Source organism: Paraburkholderia sp. EG286B (assembly GCF_040965655.1).
Classification (GTDB): domain Bacteria; phylum Pseudomonadota; class Gammaproteobacteria; order Burkholderiales; family Burkholderiaceae; genus Paraburkholderia.
The window spans coordinates 63,548-81,491 of the sequence record NZ_JBFRCF010000005.1 but is presented as its reverse complement, the minus strand read 5'-3'; the positions used below and the strand labels follow the sequence as shown (position 1 = coordinate 81,491).

The following is a 17,944-nucleotide window of genomic DNA, read 5'->3' as shown; positions in this document are numbered from 1 at the left end:
CTTCGAGCTAGTTGCCAAAGTAGGGATTTAAATACGTAGTCGCTTTTCAATAAAGGCCCGGATCGCGCATGCTTTCATGAATGGGATTCATGAAACGCTATTGAAGGACCGCGCCCTCCGCCGGCAGGTTCGCGCTCTCGCGCAGACAATCCAGCGCCAGCGCCACCGCCGCGCGGCTCACGCTGTCGCGCCGCCAGTACATCGCCACCCCGCCCGAACTGGCGAGGGGCATCGGCATGGCGAGCACGCGCAGCACGTTCAGCCGCGAGAAGCGCACGGCCGCGCGATGCGAGGCCACGCCGATCAGGTGCGTCTGGTTCAGGAGCGTCACGTTGAGCATCGACGAATTCGACTCCACGGTGTGGCGCGGCATGCTGCGCCCCGCCGCGGCGAGCGCCGTTTCGAGCGCCGTCCGAATGGGCGTGCCGGCCGGCCAGACGATCCACGCATACTCGAACAGATCGGGCCAGTCCAGCTTGCGGCGTTTTGCGAGCGGATGCCCGAGCCCCACGACGAAGTTCACCGGGTCGCGATAGAGCGTTTCCATTTCGAGCGTCGGGTCGACTTGCGCACTGGCCGCGCGTCCCACCACGATATCGAGGTCGCCATGGACGAGCGCCGGCATCATGAGGTTCATCGTGCTTTCGACGAGGCGCACCTGCGCGCGCGGCATGGCCTCGACGAGCCGCGCGACCGCGAGCGGCACCGTGTCCGCCGCCGAAACACCCGACGTGCCGATCGAAATCAGCCCGCTGCCGCCCTCGCGCAGCGCATCCATGTCGTCGCGCGCGCTGTCGAGATGGCCCTCGATGCGCCGCGCATGCTCGATCAGCGCCTCGCCATAGGGCGTAGGCCGCAGGCCGCGCGCGTGGCGCTCGAAGAGCGGCAAGCCGATGTCGGCTTCGAGGTCCTTGAGCCACTTGGACAGCGCCGGCTGGGTGGTGTTGAGCGCCTCGGCCGACTGGCTCAGATTGCCGGTCTGCGCCACGGAAAGCAGCATCTGCAGGTGCCGCAGACGCAGGCGATGTGTCCAGTCCATGTGTCCCCCACTTAGCTATACCAAAAAACATATGGATAAGAAGAAATCATGATTTTACTGGATATGGCTCGCTGGCTTATAAATTCGTTCAACGGCAATGCAGGCCAAACGCCGTGCCGACGAATACACAGGAATAAAGGAGACTCGCATGTCCAGCATGTCCGCCAGCACAACCACGCCCGAACGCGATGCCTACTATGCGCAGATCGCGCGCAGCGGCATGTCGCCGCTCTGGGAGTCGCTGCACGCCCTCGTGCCGAAGTCGCCGCGTCCGCAGGCCCTGCCCGCCATCTGGAAGTACGCGCAGCTGCGCGAGCTCGTCATGCAGGCGGGCTCGGTCATCAGCGCCGAAGAGGCGATCCGGCGCGTGCTCGTGCTCGAAAATCCCGGTCTGCCCGGCAAGTCGAGTCTCACACCCAATCTGTATGCCGGCCTGCAGCTGATCCTGCCCGGTGAGATCGCGCCGAGCCATCGCCATACGCAGTCGGCGCTGCGCTTCATCGTCGAAGGCAAGGGCGCGTGGACGGCCGTGAACGGCGAGCGCACCACCATGCACCCCGGCGACTTCATCATCACGCCCTCGTGGACCTGGCACGATCACGGCAACCCGTCCGTCGAGGAAGGCGGCGAGCCAGTGGTGTGGCTCGACGGTCTGGACATTCCGCTCATCGCGCATCTCGACGCGGGCTTCGCCGAGAACTACCCCGAGGCCACGCAGCCCATTGCGCGCACCGAGGGCGATAGTTTCGCGCGCTTCGGCCACAACATGCTGCCGGTACGCCATACGGTGAGCGATCCGACCTCGCCGATCTTCAGCTACCCGTATGCGCGCAGCCGCGAAGCGCTCGACACGCTCTACCGCGGTGGCGAACTCGACGGCTGGGACGGCGTCAAGCTGCGCTACGTGAATCCGGCCACGGGCGGCTGGCCCATGCCCACCATGGCGACCTTCATGCAGTTCCTGCCGAAGGGCTTCAAGGGCAAGACCTACCGCAGCACCGATTCGACCGTCTATTGCGTGGTGGAAGGCAGCGGCGCGGTGCGCATCGGCGAGGAACGCTTCACGTTCGACCCGCACGACGTGTTCGTCGCGCCCTCGTGGGTGCCGGTCCAACTCGAAGCTGAAAGTGACGCGGTGCTCTTCAGCTACTCCGATCGCCCCGTGCTCGCCGCGCTCAATCTGCTGCGCGAAGAACGCATCGGCTAACGCTTCGACGGCGAGCGCGCGTCCGCCTCGATACGCGCGCGCAGCTTGCTTCGGCATCCCTATCAATCTGTTCACTCTCTCAAAGAGCAACCATCATGGCATTCGTTTTCCAGCCCGAGGCGCCTGTCGCCCTTGCCGTCGCCGGCTCGACCGATCAGTTCGCCGTGCGCCGCGTGTACTGCGTGGGCCGCAATTACGCCGCGCATGCGCGCGAAATGGGCTTCGACTCGGATCGCGAGCCGCCCTTCTTCTTCTGCAAGCCCGATAACGCCATCGTGCCGGTCGCCTACGGCGAAACGCTCGAACTGCCGTATCCGGCGCAAACGCAGAACTACCACTACGAAGCCGAACTCGTGGCGGTGATCGGCAAGGCGGGCTCGGACATCGCCGGGGAACACGCGCTCTCGCACGTGTGGGGCTACGCCGTGGGTCTCGACATGACGCGCCGCGACCTGCAGATGAAGATGCGTGAAATGGGCCGCCCCTGGGAGATCGGCAAGGCGTTCGATCTTTCCGCGCCGGTGGGCCCGGTGCATCCGGCGAGCGAAGCCGGCCACTTCGAGAAAGCAGGCCTGTGGCTCACCGTCAACGGCGAAACGAAGCAGAAGAGCGACGTCTCGCACCTCATCTGGTCAGTGGCCGAAACGGTTTCGTATCTCTCGAAGTTCTTCCGCCTCGAACCGGGCGACGTGATCTTCACCGGCACGCCCGAAGGCGTGGGCCCCGTGAAGGCCGGCGACACCATGAAGGTGGGCGTCGAGCGCCTGGGCGAGCTGACCGTGAAGGTGGTTTGAGCTGCATCCGTTCTACAGGAAAGTCCATCGTGCAGCTCTACAGCTTCTTCAATAGCTCGACTTCGTACCGCGTGCGCATCGCGTTGCGGCTCAAGGGCGTCGAACATGAGTATCTCGGCGTCAACATCCGCACCGGCGAGCATCGCGCGCCGCAGTACGTCGAGCACATCAACGCTTCGGCAACGGTGCCCGCGATCGTCGAAGGCGACTTCCATCTGGGCCAGTCGCTCGCCATCATCGACTGGCTCGATGCGCGCTATCCCGAGCCGCGTCTGATTCCAGCGGAGCCGCAAGCGCGTGCGCGCGTGCTCGAACTCGCGTACCTGATCGGCTGCGACATGCATCCCGTCAACAACCTGCGCGTGCTCAAGTATCTGCAGGATGTGCTGGGCGTGACGCCGGAGCAGAAGAGCGTGTGGTATCGGCACTGGGTCGCGCAAGGCATGGCAGGCGTGGAGCGTCTGCTCGCGCAGGCCGCCGGGTCGCACGATGGACCGTGGTGCTTCGGCGCGGCGCCCACGCTGGCCGACTGCTGCCTCGTGCCGCAGATCGCCAACGCGTTGCGCATGGACTGCGATTTGTCCGCTTACCCGCGCAGCATGGCTGTCTACCGGCACGCCTGCGAGCATCCCGCATTCGCAGCGGCCGAGCCACGGCGTCAGCCCGATTACACCGCCTAGCCGCGCGCCGCGGGCCTCAAACAAGTCATTCAGGAGACAAGACATGCAATCATCCAACGCCAGACGCAGCGCGATCGTGGTGGGCGGCGGCATCGGCGGCCTTGCCGCGGCGCTTGCGCTCGCGCGGGCCGACGTCCGCGTGCTGCTGCTCGAACAGGCCCCGCAGATCGGCGAGATCGGCGCGGGCATCCAGCTCGGCCCCAATGCGTTCACGGCGCTCGACGCGCTCGGCGCGGGCGAGGCGGCGCGCAATCGCGCCGTGTTCACGGACTCGCTCACACTCATGGACGCGACCAACGCGAAGCCCGTCGCGCGCATCGAAACGAGCGAGCGCTTTCGCGAGCGCTTTGGCAATCCATATGGCGTGATTCATCGCGCGGACATTCATCTGTCGATTCTCGAAGCGGTGAAGGACAATCCGCTCATCCAGTTCCGCACCGACACGCAGATCAAGTCGCTCGAACAGAACGAGCACGGCGTAACCGTGATCGACCAGCATGGCGAGCGCTACAGCGCCGACGCCGTGATCGGCTGCGACGGCGTGAAGTCCGCGGTGCGCGCGGCGCTGATCGGCGACGAACCGCGCGTGACGGGCCACGTGGTCTACCGCGCCGTGGTCGACGTGGAGAACATGCCGAAGGATCTGCAGATCAACGCGCCCGTGGTGTGGGCGGGGCCGCACTGCCACCTCGTGCACTATCCGCTGCGCGGCGGCCGGCAGTACAACCTCGTCGTGACCTTTCATAGCCGGGAGCAGGAAGTCTGGGGCGTGCGCGACGGCAGCAAGGAAGAAGTCCTTTCGTACTTCGAAGGAGTCGACGCGTTGCCGCGGCAGATGCTCGACCGCCCGACGTCGTGGAAGCGCTGGGCCACGGCCGACCGCGATCCGGTCGAGCAATGGAGCTTCGGGCGTGCGACGATACTCGGCGATGCTGCGCACCCGATGACGCAGTATGTGGCGCAGGGCGCTTGCCAGGCGCTAGAGGATGCGGTCACGCTGGGCGTTGCCGTCAAGGCTGCGGATGGCGATTTCGTCGAGGCGTTCAAGCGGTATGAGGCGGCGCGTATTCCGCGGACGGCGCGTGTGCTTTACTCTGCGCGTGAGATGGGGCGTATTTATCACGCCAAGGGCGTGGATCGGCTCGTGCGCAATGCGATGTGGGTGGGGCGCAGCCAGGAGCAGTTTTATGACTCGCTGCAGTGGCTTTATGGGTGGAGTGATGAGAACTGTCTCGATTCTGGCGCGGTTTGAGCCGCTAGTGCGTTTGAGGTTTTCCTGGGCTTTGGCCGTGGTTTCTGGCCGTTTTGGCCTTTCCTTGTTTTCGCGTCGGTGTGCAGGCGTTGCCCCTGTGCGGGGCGGCACCTACTTTCTTTGCGGCGGCAAAGAAAGTAGGCAAAGAAAGCCGCTCAAACCGCCAGCGCTTGCCACAGTTCACATCTGGCCGTAAATGGTGAATGGCTCCGGAGCGTCTGTCACCTCGCACCACCAAAGTTAGTGACAAAGCAATCATTCATCCCGCTGCTCGCTACGCGCGCTGCGGTTGGGTCTGCAAGGGAAAGCGGGTGGCACGCGTGAGCATTCGCGAGAACTCATGTACCCCATCGGTGTTTGGTTATGCCCTTCGGCGCGCGTAGCGCCGCCGGAAGGATGAGCGCCTTGTCACTACCTTTGAAGGTCCGGGGTGACAGATGCTCCGGAGCCATTCACCATTAATGGCGAGATGTGAACTGTGGCAGGCGCTGGCGGTTTGAGCGGCTTTCTTTGCCTACTTTCTTTGCCGCCGTAAAGAAAGTAGGTGCCGCCCCGCACAGGGGCAACGCCTGCATATCGACGCGAAAACAAGAAACCACAAAAACAGCCAAGACCGAAAACAAAAAAACCTAACGCGCAAAATACATATCGTGAAGCTCATCCACATTCACATCCTTAGCGCGCGCAGCAAACGTAACCTTCCCGCCCTGCATAAGATAAACCTGGTCAGCAAGCCGCAGCGCCATATTAGTATTCTGCTCCACGAGCACAATAGTCCGCCCGGCAACCTTGAGCCGCTCTAGAATCGCAAACACTTCCTGCACCATCACAGGCGCAAGCCCAAGCGAAGGCTCATCGATCAGCATGAGTTGCGGCGAAGACATGAGCCCGCGCCCAAGCGCCAGCATCTGCGCCTGCCCGCCTGATAGCGTGCCCGCAGGCAGCCCGCGCCGCTCCTTGAGCAGCGGAAACAGTGCATAGACCTCCTCGAGCTGCGCTTTCGCCCCAGCGCGACGCGTTTTCGCAAACGCGCCCAGCATCAGGTTCTCCTCGATCGACATGTCGCGGAAGATCATGCGCCCTTCGGGCACCATCGCAATGCCGCGCTGCGCCATGTCCCACGTGGGCACGCCCGCGAGCGGCGCACCATCGAAGGTGATCTGGCCGCGCTCCAGCGGCACGAGCCCCATGATCGCCCGCAGCAGCGTAGTCTTGCCCGCGCCGTTCGGGCCCACGATGGTCGTGACCTCGCCGCTCGCAATATTGAGCGTAACGTCCCATAACACATTGATCGCGCCATAGCCGGCGCGGGCGCTACTAACCTCAAGCATGAGCGGCCTCCCCCGTATAGCTGCGCACGACCTCCGGATCGCGGAACACCTCGGCAGGTGGCCCGTCGGCGATCAGCTTGCCGAAATTGAGCACGCATACGCGCCTGCACAGGTTCATCACGGTTTCGATATCGTGCTCGATGATCAGGATGCCTACGTTGTATCGCTCGTGCACCGCCAGCAGCGTTTGCATGAAGCGGCGCTTGGTGGCCGTCTCCAGGCCCCCCAGCACTTCGTCAAGCAACAGCAGCTTCGGCCCCGTCGCGAGCGCCTTCGCTACCTCCAGCGCCTTCAGTTCGGTGAGCGCGAGTTCCGTCGCCGCGTCGCGCTGCGCCTTGCCTTCGAGTCCCAGGAACGCGAGGATTTCGTCGATGCGCGCCTCGTCAACCCGCCCCGTACCGAAGCGTTGCGCGACGATCAGGTTCTCGCGCACCGTGAGTTCGTGCATGGGCTGCGGCACCTGGAACGTGCGCCCGATGCCCAGGCGCGCGCGCCGGTAAAGCGGCGCTTTCAGCAGATTCACGTCGCCGAAACGGATCGATCCGCTCGTGGGCCGCACGAGCCCCGAAATCGCGTTGAAAAGCGTCGTCTTGCCCGCGCCGTTCGGGCCGACCAGCCCCACCACGTCGCGCGTGCCGAGCGAGAGCGATACACCGTTGACCGCCGTGATGCCGCCGAAGCGGATCGAGACATCCTGCAGGCGCAGCTCCGCCGCCTGTTCAGCTTGCTGCATAAACACCTCGCCGGGTACGTTTGAAGCGCAGCGCGGTCAGACCCGCGGGGCTCACGATGATCATCGCCACGAGCAGGATGCCCAGCACGATCTGGTGTCCCGTCGGCAGCAGGCTCTTGAGCACGAGCTGATCCACTAGATAGACCGTCACCGCGCCCACCAGCGGCCCGAGTATGGTGCGATAGCCGCCGCAGATTGCCGCGATGATCGGCACGACGGCCCAGCTCGCGTTGAACGCGTAATCGGGTTCGAGAAAATTGATGTAGTGCGCGTTGAAGGCGCCCACGAGCCCCGTCATCAGCGCCGAGAGCATCAGCATGGCGAGCTTGAGCATCACGCTGTTGACGCCCACCACGCGCGTGGCGTCCTCCGACTCGTGCATCGCCCGCAGCGCGAGTCCCACATGGCTGCCGCGCAGCCGCGCATAAATCGCGGCGAACGCGAGCACGAGCGTGAGCACCACGAGATAGCCGCCGCTCTTGCTGCCGAAATCGAAGCCCGCGACCTTCGGCAGCCCCGGAATGCTGGAAAGGCCGCTCGCGCCGCCCGTGAGGCCGGACCATTCGGTCGCGATGATGCGGAAGATCTGCGCATAGGCGAGGATGGCGAGCGCGAAGTACGGCCCCTTCAGGCGCAGCGCGGGCGCCATGGCGAGCGAGGCGACTGCCGCCCCCACGCCGCCCGCGAGCATCGCGGGAAACACGGGCCAGCCCGCCTTGAGCGTGAGGAGCGCCGAGATATACGAACCCACGCCGAAAAACGCCGCGTGTCCAAAGCTCACCATGCCGCCGAGGTTACCGAGCAGCGCCCACGCGAGCGCCACACCCGCGATCGTGAGCGAGGCCACCGCCAGGCTCATCAGATACAGGCTCTGCCCGAACACGAGCGGCACGCCCGCATACAGCACGGCCAGCGCCACGGCGAGCCCAGCCAGGCGCGGGCCCGACCAGGCCGTCGTGGTTTTCAATGTCGACATCGATCTCATCCCCTTCGTTTCGCCACACCGAACAAGCCGTTCGGCAGCACGTAGAGCACGAGCAGAAACAGCAGCATGCCCGCGAGTTCCTGCAACGCCGAACTGGCGAGCGTGACGGTGAGCGCCTCGGTAATGCCAAGCAGCATCGCGCCCGCCAGCACGCCCGGAATCGAGCCCACGCCCGCGAGCACCGTGATGATGAACGCCTTGACGGTGAGCGCTTCGCCAATGGATGGCTGGATCGCGCTCGACGCGTAGATCGACACGCCCGCACACGAAGCGAGCAGCCCTGCCACGATGAACGAGATCAGTTCGGTCTTGCGCGGGTCGATACCCATCAGGCGCGCCGCATCGCGGTTGCTGGAAATCGCACGCACGGCGCGGCCATACCACGAACGCGAGAGCCACCACCAGAGCGCGAGCATCAGCACGACGCTGATACCGAACGAGAGCACTTCGCTGCGCATGGAAAGCAGGTTGCCGAGCATCACGCTGTCCTGCAGCCATGCGCTGCCGGTCGAGCGCACGTCGGCGCCCCAACCCAGCAGCACGGCGTTGGTCAGCACGATGCCGATACCGTAGGTCAGGATCAGCGAGTTCAGCTCGCGGTCGCGTTTGATGCGGCTAACCAGATACCACGCGGCGGCGGCGGCCGCGCAGACCACCGGAATCGCCACCGGAATCGCGAACACGGGATTGAGGCCGAGCTTCGTCTCGAACGTGTAGGCGATATAGGCGGCAAGCAGCACCAGCTCGCCGTGGGCGAGATTGATGATGCGCATCGAGCCGAACACCAGCGCGAGCCCCAGCGCGACGAGCGCGTAGGCGCCGCCCACGAGCACGCCCGAATACAGCGATTGCAGCAACAGGTCCGTCATCGCGGCTCCTCCTTCGTTGCGCGCGCAATTACCACGGCAGCGCGGGGTAGTTCAGCTTGCCCGTCGCACGCTCCTTCGGCCACACGAGCACGATGCGATTGCCCTGGATCTGCGCCATGTTGTTCAGGAACGCGGGGTTGTCGCCGTTCGGCGCGAAGCTCACCTTGCCGATCAGCGTGTCGTGCGGCTTCGCGCGCAGTTCGGCGGCAATGCCGTCCTGCTTGAGCGTGCCCGCGTCGGCGGCGCGCGCCATGGCGTCGAACAGCAGCCGCGACTGCACGTAGGCGAATTCGGCCAGGTAATCGGGTTCCTTGTGATAGGCGGCCTGGTACGCCTGCACGAAGGCCTTGCCGTCGGCCGTGCCGAAGTCCGCGGGATACGGCAGCATCGCGCAGCCGATCACGTTGTTCACGAGATCGGGATAGTCGGTGGTCATCTTCGGCGTGACGATGGACCACGCGCCCATCACGGCTTTCAGTTGCGGGCGCAGCACCTTGGCCGCACGCAGAATGCCGATATAGTCGTTCTCGTACGCGATCATCAGCAGGACTTCGGGTTTGTCCTGCAAGCGCACCTTGTTCACGAGCGGCTTGAAGTCCGTCATCGCCGGGTCGAATGCGTGCACCGTCACTGTCACGCCCTGCGCGCGCAGTTGCGTCGAGACTTCGTTGCTGAGGTCGGTGGTGGCCTGCTTCGTCGAGGCGAGAATCGAAACCGACTTCACGCCCATGGCGTTCAACTGCCCCACCACGGCCTTCGAATAGCCCGATGCGGGCCCGATGCGGAAAAAGTGCTTGAGGCCGCGCGTAGTCATCGCGCTGTCCACGGCCCCCGAGGTGATATAGACGATGCCCGCCTTGTCCGCCGCTTCCGAAGCCGGGCTCACCGAATTGGAGCCGTAGCCGCCCGTAATGGCGAGCACGCCTTGCGAAGCGAGCTTCTCCACCGCCGATACGGCCTTGGCGGGCTGCGCCTCGTCGTCGACCACGGTGAGCGCGACCTTATGTTTGCCGCTACCGCTGTTGAAGAGATCGGCGGCGAGCCGGATGCCTTCGAGCTGCGCGTTGCCCGCACGCGCCATCGAACCGGTGAGCGGCAACTCCACCCCCACGGGCAGCGTGTCGGCAAATGCGGCGGGCGTGTGGGCGAGCAGCGCGCAGGCGCTTGCGGCGCCCGCGCCGATGCGAAAGAGTGCGCGCACGAGGGCGCGCGGCTTGCTGCGAGTCGCGAAGCGGTCCATCGAACCTCCAAACCTGAGTCTCGGTAATAGGAAGCGGCACCGTTCAGATGCGGTGCTCGCCCTGTTTCGTTGTTCTATGTTCTTGTCACCACGGCACGCCCGGATACACCGGCTTCGCCGTCGCGTAGGTCGCGGGCCACACGAGCGAGAGCTTGCCGTCGTGCGCGAACTGGCCCATGTGCGCCACGTAGTTCGCGTTGTCGCCGCGAGCGTCGAACGCCACCTTGCCAATGAACGTGTCGTCGCGCCGGGTGGCGCGCAGCGTGTCGGCCAGACCGCCCTTGTCGAGCGTGCCCGCCTTCTGCGCACTCGCGATCGCGTCGAACAGCAGTTGCGCGTAGACGAACGACGTCTGCGACTGATAGTTCGAACCGGTCTTGAAGAGCCGCTGGTACGTATCGGAGAAGTCGCGCTGGTCCGCCGAGCGGTAGTCAGCCGGCGAAGAGAGCACGGTCGCGCCATACACGTTCGGCACGAGGTCGGGGAACGACTGCGCCATCTTCGGGCTCGCGAACGCCCATGGCGCCGCTATCGCCTTCAGCTCGGGCTTGAGCACGCGCGAGGCCCGCAGAATGCCCACGTAGTCGTTCTCGTAGCCGATCATCGCCATGGCGTCGGGCTTGTCCTGCAGCTTGACCTTGTTGATGAGCGGCTTGAAGTCGCTGATCGAGGGATCGTAGGCATGCAGGAAGGTCTTCACGCCTTGCGCCTTGAGCGCCGTGTCGAGCTGCTTCGCGAGGTCGCTCGTCGCATCCTTCGTCGAATAGACGATCGCCACCGACTTCACGCCCAGCGTGTTGAAGAGGCCCACCATGCCCTTCGTGTAGCCGGGCGTGTTGCTCACGCGAAAGAAGTTCTTCAGGCCGCGCGTGACCATGTCGTCGCTGGTGCCGCCCGAGGTCACGTAGACGAGCCCGGCCTTGTTCGCGGCTTCCGATGCCGGCCCGGCGCAGTTCGAATTGGCCGCGCCCGCGATCGCGACCACGTGCTGCGAGGCGAGCTGCTCGACGGCGGCGACGGCCTTGGCCGGGTTCGATTCGTCGTCGACGGCCACCAGCGTGATCTTGTCCTGCGGATGGCGCCGGTTGTAGATGTCGGCCGCCACCTGAATGCCGCGGTACATTTCGGTGCCCGCCTGCGCGAGCGCGCCGGTGAGCGGCAGTTCCACGCCCACGCGCCACTCCGTGGCGTGCGCGAACGACGGCGCGAGTGCGATGGCCAGCGCTGCCGCCAGCGTGCCGCGCAGGTTCGTCGGCGCGGGCCGTCCGCGTCCCGGACTGCCGATGCTCCCGTGCTGCGTCTTGATTCGCGTCATGTCTCCTCCTTTGCCCTTGGGGGCTTTTGTGTGCTTTGGAGTGTGCTGCGCGGCGGCGCCTGATTCGCATAGGCGCGCCACTGGACAGGTGCCAGTGTGGTTCAGGCGCACGAGGCCAACAATTCGTTTTCGGGAAAGCGGGCGTTCGGCTGGCTGGAAGTCGGCATTTGTCCCGATGCCTGCACACGCGCAATCGACGGGTCCGGCGAGCAGGGGCAAAAAAAACCGCTGCACTGAGGCAGCGGGCATGGAGAAACGGCACGGCGCACCGCATTCGCGATGCGCCATCAAACAGACGGTCTTTGGTGCGCTCAGGCCGGCGCGTTTTCGGTGCTCAGCTTCGTCACCATGCCGGTCTTGGCGTCGTAGGCGTAGCCCTGCTGCTCGAGATGAGCGCTGACCGCTTCGACGACCACTTGCTGCTGGGACTCCTTGCGCAGCAGTTCATGCTCGGGCACGACCTGGCCCAGCTCGGCGGCGAGGCGGCGGCTCAGCGAGGCTTCGCCGGCGCTGCGGGCCAGACCCACAATCGCCTTTTCGTTGGCCTGGGCCAGTTGCTGCTTCAGTCCGTTCGCGTACTCGGACCAGCGCTTGATGTTCTCGCGCGCATCGGTAATCGCGGCGGCGTGCTTGGCCGTCTCGCTGGCAAGCTGGGCCTTCAGCGTCTCGACTTCTTCCGGATCGGCGGCCGCAGGCTGTGCCTCGGCTGCGCCCTCGGCGGCTTCGCTCGACGCCGCGGCCTTGGCGAATTCGCCCAGTTCGGCGAGTTCGGTCGCCTGCTGCTGCGCGGCGTCGGCGCGCTCCTGCGCCTCGGTCAGGCTCGCCGTGAGACGGGCGATCTCGGAGGCGTCGGCCGTGCGCTCGTCGCTCAGGCTGGCGAGCTGCTGCCGGGCATTCTGCAGTTCGGTGGCGGCGGCATCGCGCTCGGCCTGGGCACCGGCGACCTGTTCGCGCTGGGCCGCGTGCGCTTCCTGCTCGGCTTGCAGCGCCGCGCGAATCGCTTCCAGTTCGCCCTCGAGCTTCGCAACCGCTTCCGCGTGAGCCGTTTCCAGCGCTGCGCGCTCCGCTTCGTCATTCTCCGTCGAGGCTGCCGGTTCGGCCTGCTCGCTTTCCTGCGCGGCTGCCGCAGCGGCTTCGGCTTCCGCGGACTGCGCCGCGTGCGCTTCGCGCTCGGCGGCCAGTTCGGCGACCGCGCGCGCCAGTTCCGCCTCGAGGGCCGAAACGCGCTCGGCCAGTTCCTCGGCGCGCTTTTCCGCTGCGTCGGCGCGCTCGATCGCGCTCGCGATGTCTTCCTCGAGAGCCGGCCCCTCATTGGGCCTGGTCTCGTAGGCGCGCGTCATGTTATCCAGCTGAACCTGCAGGGCGTCGAGTTCCTGGACCGTGCTCTGCAGCTCTTCGAGCGCGTTGTCGCGTTCGTTGCATGCGTCCTCGACGCGCTCGCGCATCGACAGCAGGCGGCGCGCCACGGCGCGCTCGGCCTCGTCCTGCGCCGACGTCCACAGACGGTCGAGCGCGTCGCGCATCGTGTCCGTCACGGTTTCCGGCAACGCGGGGCGCTCGACGACCTGCTGCACGCGCGGCGCCCGCTCTTCGCGCCACTTGCGCAGCGAGGCAGCCACTGCGACCACCGAGCCGGTATGAACTTCGGACCAGATGGCCATGGGAGAAACCTTCTGGCCCTCGTCGGCCATCCGCTCCGCGATTTCAGCCACCAGTTCGTCCGTGATCGTAATGCTGCTTGACATATCTGCCTCGAGAAAGTGCGAGCCCACCCCGCGTTTCTAGAGATTGTCAGGCAACCCCCTCCCGGTTAATCGCTCGAAAAGCCGGGTTTAAGGGGAGGTGTTCACAGGATTGCGCCGCCACTTCCGAAGCGCTTGCGGCAAGCAACTCGCCCTGGGCGGCGTTTTCGGTGTTCTGGCGCAGCGCGGAAGTCAGTTCCTTGCTGGCCGCCGGGTTTCTGTGGCTCGGGTCAGGCAGCCAGCGCCAAGCCAGTGTGCGGTCAAGCGAGGCGGGTTATCTCTGCGGCTTCGAAAACGCCAGCGTAGTGGGCCCCGCATAGCCAAGCAGCGCCGACACCTCCGCGGCGCCACGCGCGATCAGCGTCTTGAAGCGCTCCATGCCCGGCACGCCGCGGCTGACCGGCGTGCCCATCACGAGCGCCGCGATCACCGCGCCCGACTCGTCGCGGATCGGTGCGGCAAAGCCCACCACGTCGGCGGAACTCTGCTCGACCGTGGCGGCCACGCCGGTCTCGGCCACTTCCTTGAGAAGCGCCTTCAACTCGCGTTTTTGCGTGCGCGTGGCGGGCGTGTGGGCGCGCAGTTCGGCCGTGCGGAAATACTCGGTTTGCTGCGCCTCGCTCATCGCGGCCAGCAGCACGCGTCCGCCCGAGGAGGAAAAGAGTTCGCGCCGCTCGCCGATGCCCGCGATGAAGCGGATCGCGCTGCGGCTCTCCGCCGACATCACATAGACCATGGAAGGCCGGTCGCTCGCGAGTTGACCGATCAGGATCGTTTCGCCCGCTTCGAGCGCGAGGCGCTCCATCACGGGGCGCGCGATCTCGGGAAAGCGCCGCTGCGCGACGATGGCCGCGCCGAGCTTGAATGCTTCCACGCCGAGGGCGTACTTGCCGCCGTCATGCGTGAGATAGTGCGCGTGCGTGAGCGCGCGCAGCAGCGCGAGCAGGCTCGTTTTGGGCGTGGTGCTGAGGTCCGCGAGTTCGGTGAGCGTGGCGCCTTGCGGATGGTCGGCAAGAATGCGCAGCACCTGCACGATGCGCGTGGTCGCGCGCGGCCCGGGCGAGGCGGTGGATTCGGTGCCCGCTTCGCGGTCTTCGGGGAGGTGCGCCATGGATCGATCGACGGTTGAACGGTGCGAAAAATTATACATGCCGCCCTGCTCCCGAAAGTGATGCGGACCGGCCGCGACGGTGTGGCTTACCTCTGCTCAAACGGCCTCCTCATGCGCGCCGCGCGTGCGCACGCTCGCGTTCGCGCCGATCGCCCCGCTCGCGCACAGCGCATCGATGCGCGCGGCGTCGAGCCCGAGCAGATCGTCGAGCAGCTCACGCGTATGCTCGCCGAGCAAAGGCGGCGGCACCTCGTATTGCACGGGCGTCGCCGACAGGCGCAGCGGGCTCGCCACACTCGGCGACGTGCCCGCCAGCGGATGCGCAATGCGGCGCACGGATTCACGCGCACGCGCATGCTCGGAGCCGAACGCCTGCGCCACATCGTTGATCGGCCCGCACGGCACGCCGCACGCTTCGAGTGCGTCGATCCACGCGTCGCGTGTGCGCGTGCGAAACGCCTTTTCGAGCACCGGCAGCAACAGAGCGCGATTCACGCTGCGTGCGCTGTTGGTCGCGAAGCGCGGGTCCGCTGCGAGTGCGTTCAACTCCATCGCGCCGCACAGCGACCGGAACTGGCTATCGTTGCCGCACGCGAGAATCAGATGGCCGTCGCTGGCCGCGAAGGTCTGGTACGGCACGACGTTGGGATGCGCGTTGCCCAGGCGCCGCGGTGCCTCGCCCGTGCAGAGATAGTTCATCGACTGGTTCGCGAGCATCGCCAGCTGGCAGTCGAGCAGCGCAATGTCGATGTGCTGGCCGAGGCCGCTGCGCTGCCGCTCGATCACGGCGGCGAGCACGCCCGTCGTCGCGTACATGCCGGCCATCAGGTCCGTGACCGCCACGCCGACTTTCTGCGGGCCGCCGCCGGGCGTTTCGTCGGGCTCGCCCGTCACGCTCATGAGGCCGCCCATGCCCTGAATGAGGAAGTCGTATCCAGCTCGATGCGCGAGCGGCCCGCTCTGCCCGAAGCCCGTGACCGAGCAGTAGATGAGCGCGGGATTGAGCGCCGCGAGGCTTGCGTAATCGAGCCCATACTTCTTCAGGCCGCCCACCTTGAAGTTCTCCACCAGCACGTCGCATTGACGCGCCAGTTCGCGGATCAGCGCGGCGCCTTCGGGCGCGGCGATGTCCACGGCCATCGACAGCTTGCCGCGGTTCGCGCACTGGTAATACGCGCTCTCCACGGTGTCGCGGCCCGCTTCGTCGCGCAGGTAGGGCGGCCCCCACGAACGCGTTTCGTCACCCGGGCCGGGCCGTTCGATCTTGATCACCTGCGCGCCGAGATCGGCGAGATTCTGCGTGCACCACGGCCCTGCCAGCACGCGGGAAAGATCGAGCACCCGTATGCCTTCGAGCGGCCGGCCGCGCTGGCCGCCTTGCTGTGCCTGTTGTCGTGCCTGCGCTTTCGTTGACTGCGATGCCGATGCTGCTCTCGTCTGCTGCTGCATGTGAAATGACCTCTGCCTGGATTGCGAAACTGCACGTTCGGGCGCTGCGCGTACGCCATGCTCAGTCGAGCGGCTTGCCCGCAGTCTCGGGCATGCGCCAGTAAGCGATAAGGCTCACGGCCGCGCCCGCGCACACGTAGGCGAGAAACCAGCCCTCGCGCTGCTGCGATTGCAGCCATGTCATGAGATACGGTGTCGTGCCGCCGAGCAAGGCGACCACGAGGTTGTACGCCGCGCCGATGCCGATGCCCCGCACCGCGGTCGAGAACAACTCGGCCATGATCGCGGGCGCAATGGCCGAATAGAGTCCATAAGTGAGCAGCCCGAAGCATTCGACGAGCAGCATCGACGTCACGCTGGGCCCGATCGAGCGCACCACCGGATAAAGGAACACGAGATACGCCGTCGCGAACACCATCAACTGCGGACGCCGCCCGAAGCGATCCGACAACGCGCCGAAGAACGGCTGCGCAATCATGAAGATGGCAATGCTCAGCGTGCTGGCCAGAAAGGCGTCGGCCGGCGTCGCGCCCGCGTGGCGGATCGCGTAGATCGGCATGAAGCTGATGAAGAGATAGAAGCTGAACGCACCCAGCACGCTGATGCCCACGAGGCGCAGCACGGCCGTGCGATGTTGCGTCCACGTCCACCACAGCGAGCGGCGCTCGATACGGCCCGAACGGCGCAGTTGCTCGAACGCGTGCGTTTCGCCCACGTTGCGGCGCATCCAGAAGCCTGCGAGCGAACCGCAACCGCCAATGAAGAACGGAACGCGCCAGCCCCACGTCACGAGCGCTTCCTTCGACATCACGTTCGTCATCACGCTGGCGAGCGCGGAAGCGAGCAGCAGGCCGGCCGCGATGCTGAAGAACAGGAAGCTGCCATACAGCCCGCGCCGCTTCGCAGGCGCGGATTCCGCGAGGAAAGTGGTGGCCGCGCCGTATTCGCCGCCGACCGAGAGGCCCTGCACCATGCGCAGCACCGTCATGAGCACGGGCGCAAGCACGCCGATCGTCGCGTAGGTGGGCAGCACGGAAATCAGCAGCGACGAACCCGCCATCATCATGATGGTGAGCGTGAGCGCGGCGCGCCGCCCGAAGCGGTCGGAGAAGCCGCCGATCACCCAGCCGCCCAGCGGCCGCATGAAAAAGCCCACGGCGAACACGGCGAAGGTTGCGAGCAGCGAGGCGGTGTCGTTCTCGGCGGGAAAGAATTGCTTGCTGAAGTAGATCGCAAAGGTCGTATACACCGACCAGTCGAACCACTCCACCACGTTGCCGACGCTGCCGGCGAATATGACGCTGGCCGTGCGTCGCGGCGCCGCTTCGGCCGCTGCGCCTGCCTGCGCGATTTCGGGGTTGGCGTTCATCCAGCTTGTCTCCTTGAATCCTGTTTTCAGGTTTATTCGAATCGTTCTGGCTGCCGGGCCGGCGGTGCCGGTCTCGGGTTCCGAATGTAGCATCGGATTCTGAATATCGAACGAGGCGCGTGCCTGGCGTATACCCTCTAAGCGTCCAAAATTCGGGTAATTGTTCTTTATAAACAGAAAGTTACCGGCGCATCATCGGTCGACCAGGCTGTTCCGATATTCGAACCGTGTTGCCGATATCGAAACTCGATTCTAGAATCGGAACACGATACCGGCGCAGCGCGCCATCCCACACCGGAGGAAGACAGGCATGACGACACACGAGGACGCCCAACTGCTCGGACGCGGTTTCTACTGGCAGGAGCTGCAAGCAGGTCAGCGCTTTCGCACGTTCCGGCGCACGGTCACGGAGACCGACCTGGTCAATTTCATTTCGGCGACCGGCATGCTGGAGGCGATCTTCATCGACGCGCATTTCGAGCACGGCGCCATGAGCGGGCGCCCCGTGCCGGGCGCGCTCACGAGCGGCCTGATCGAAGGCCTGCTGTTCCAGACCATGGTGCAAGGCACCGGGCTCGCCATGCTCGAGTTCTCGATGAAGGCGCACGCGCCGGTGCTCGTCAACGACACGATCTACGGCGTGGTGGAAGTCGAGGAAGTGAAGCCCACCTCGAAGCACAATCGCGCCGTGGTCACGAGCCGCGTGGAAGTGCTCAACCAGCGCGACGAACTCGTGCTCTCGTACACGGTCAAGCGCATGCTCGCCGGCCGCCCCGAATGAGCGCGCAAGCGCCTGATGACTTCGCACTGCCAGGAACTGCACTGTAA

General features: G+C 65.5%; 16 protein-coding genes. 5 read left to right on the top strand and 11 right to left on the bottom strand.

What is annotated here, in order from left to right:
• Nucleotides 1-97: 97 nt before the first annotated feature.
• Complete coding sequence (locus tag AB4Y42_RS11900) at nucleotides 98-1,039, bottom strand: LysR substrate-binding domain-containing protein (RefSeq protein WP_368688799.1); 942 nt, start codon at nucleotides 1,037-1,039, stop codon at nucleotides 98-100.
• A 157-nt stretch (nucleotides 1,040-1,196) separates the two neighbouring features.
• On the opposite strand from AB4Y42_RS11900, the gene gtdA reads away from it, so the two are divergent.
• The 4 genes from gtdA to AB4Y42_RS11880 all read left to right on the top strand — a co-directional run bounded on the left by gtdA (nucleotide 1,197) and on the right by AB4Y42_RS11880 (nucleotide 4,972).
• Nucleotides 1,197-2,246 carry a gentisate 1,2-dioxygenase gene (gtdA, locus tag AB4Y42_RS11895; protein ID WP_368694526.1) on the top strand — a complete coding sequence of 350 codons (1,050 nt, stop codon included), beginning with the start codon at nucleotides 1,197-1,199 and terminating at the stop codon, nucleotides 2,244-2,246.
• Between the two features lie 95 nt (nucleotides 2,247-2,341).
• Complete coding sequence (locus AB4Y42_RS11890; protein ID WP_368694267.1) at nucleotides 2,342-3,040, top strand: fumarylacetoacetate hydrolase family protein; 699 nt, start codon at nucleotides 2,342-2,344, stop codon at nucleotides 3,038-3,040.
• 29 nt (nucleotides 3,041-3,069) lie between these two features.
• Entirely contained in the window at nucleotides 3,070-3,720 is a 651-nt protein-coding gene (gene maiA / locus AB4Y42_RS11885; RefSeq protein WP_368688797.1) for a maleylacetoacetate isomerase, read from the top strand.
• A gap of 43 nt (nucleotides 3,721-3,763) precedes the next feature.
• Nucleotides 3,764-4,972 (top strand): 3-hydroxybenzoate 6-monooxygenase, encoded by a 1,209-nt coding sequence (locus AB4Y42_RS11880; RefSeq protein ID WP_368688796.1) that lies wholly within the window; start codon nucleotides 3,764-3,766, stop codon nucleotides 4,970-4,972.
• A 629-nt stretch (nucleotides 4,973-5,601) separates the two neighbouring features.
• On the opposite strand, the gene AB4Y42_RS11875 is transcribed toward AB4Y42_RS11880, so the two are convergent.
• From AB4Y42_RS11875 to AB4Y42_RS11830, 10 genes are all read right to left on the bottom strand, one after another.
• Complete coding sequence (locus tag AB4Y42_RS11875; RefSeq protein ID WP_368694266.1) at nucleotides 5,602-6,303, bottom strand: ABC transporter ATP-binding protein; 702 nt, start codon at nucleotides 6,301-6,303, stop codon at nucleotides 5,602-5,604.
• Nucleotides 6,296-7,036 carry an ABC transporter ATP-binding protein gene (locus AB4Y42_RS11870; RefSeq protein ID WP_368688794.1) on the bottom strand — a complete coding sequence of 247 codons (741 nt, stop codon included), beginning with the start codon at nucleotides 7,034-7,036 and terminating at the stop codon, nucleotides 6,296-6,298. The genes AB4Y42_RS11875 and AB4Y42_RS11870 overlap by 8 nt, the downstream gene beginning before the upstream one ends.
• Nucleotides 7,023-8,012: a branched-chain amino acid ABC transporter permease gene (locus AB4Y42_RS11865; RefSeq protein WP_368694265.1), complete on the bottom strand. Its 990-nt coding sequence runs from the start codon at nucleotides 8,010-8,012 to the stop codon at nucleotides 7,023-7,025. Before AB4Y42_RS11865 ends, AB4Y42_RS11870 begins: the two co-directional genes overlap by 14 nt.
• A gap of 5 nt (nucleotides 8,013-8,017) precedes the next feature.
• A complete protein-coding gene (locus tag AB4Y42_RS11860) occupies nucleotides 8,018-8,890 on the bottom strand; it encodes a branched-chain amino acid ABC transporter permease (protein WP_368688792.1) in 873 nt (290 codons plus the stop codon).
• A 28-nt stretch (nucleotides 8,891-8,918) separates the two neighbouring features.
• Nucleotides 8,919-10,130, bottom strand: a complete 1,212-nt coding sequence (locus AB4Y42_RS11855) for an ABC transporter substrate-binding protein (RefSeq protein ID WP_368694264.1) — start codon at nucleotides 10,128-10,130, stop codon at nucleotides 8,919-8,921.
• 85 nt (nucleotides 10,131-10,215) lie between these two features.
• Nucleotides 10,216-11,445, bottom strand: coding sequence for an ABC transporter substrate-binding protein (locus AB4Y42_RS11850; RefSeq protein WP_368694263.1), 1,230 nt, complete (start codon nucleotides 11,443-11,445; stop codon nucleotides 10,216-10,218).
• Between the two features lie 311 nt (nucleotides 11,446-11,756).
• Nucleotides 11,757-13,190, bottom strand: a complete 1,434-nt coding sequence (locus tag AB4Y42_RS11845) for a DNA-binding protein (protein ID WP_368694262.1) — start codon at nucleotides 13,188-13,190, stop codon at nucleotides 11,757-11,759.
• Nucleotides 13,191-13,461: 271 nt separating this feature from the next.
• On the bottom strand, nucleotides 13,462-14,298 hold the full coding sequence (locus AB4Y42_RS11840) for an IclR family transcriptional regulator (protein ID WP_368694261.1): 837 nt from the start codon (nucleotides 14,296-14,298) through the stop codon (nucleotides 13,462-13,464).
• A gap of 96 nt (nucleotides 14,299-14,394) precedes the next feature.
• Entirely contained in the window at nucleotides 14,395-15,747 is a 1,353-nt protein-coding gene (locus AB4Y42_RS11835) for a CaiB/BaiF CoA transferase family protein (RefSeq protein WP_368688787.1), read from the bottom strand.
• 61 nt (nucleotides 15,748-15,808) lie between these two features.
• Nucleotides 15,809-17,116: an MFS transporter gene (locus AB4Y42_RS11830; protein ID WP_368688786.1), complete on the bottom strand. Its 1,308-nt coding sequence runs from the start codon at nucleotides 17,114-17,116 to the stop codon at nucleotides 15,809-15,811.
• Between the two features lie 310 nt (nucleotides 17,117-17,426).
• Between AB4Y42_RS11830 and AB4Y42_RS11825 the strand changes: the two genes are divergently transcribed.
• Nucleotides 17,427-17,897, top strand: coding sequence for a MaoC family dehydratase (locus tag AB4Y42_RS11825; RefSeq protein WP_233888092.1), 471 nt, complete (start codon nucleotides 17,427-17,429; stop codon nucleotides 17,895-17,897).
• Nucleotides 17,898-17,944 lie beyond the last annotated feature (47 nt).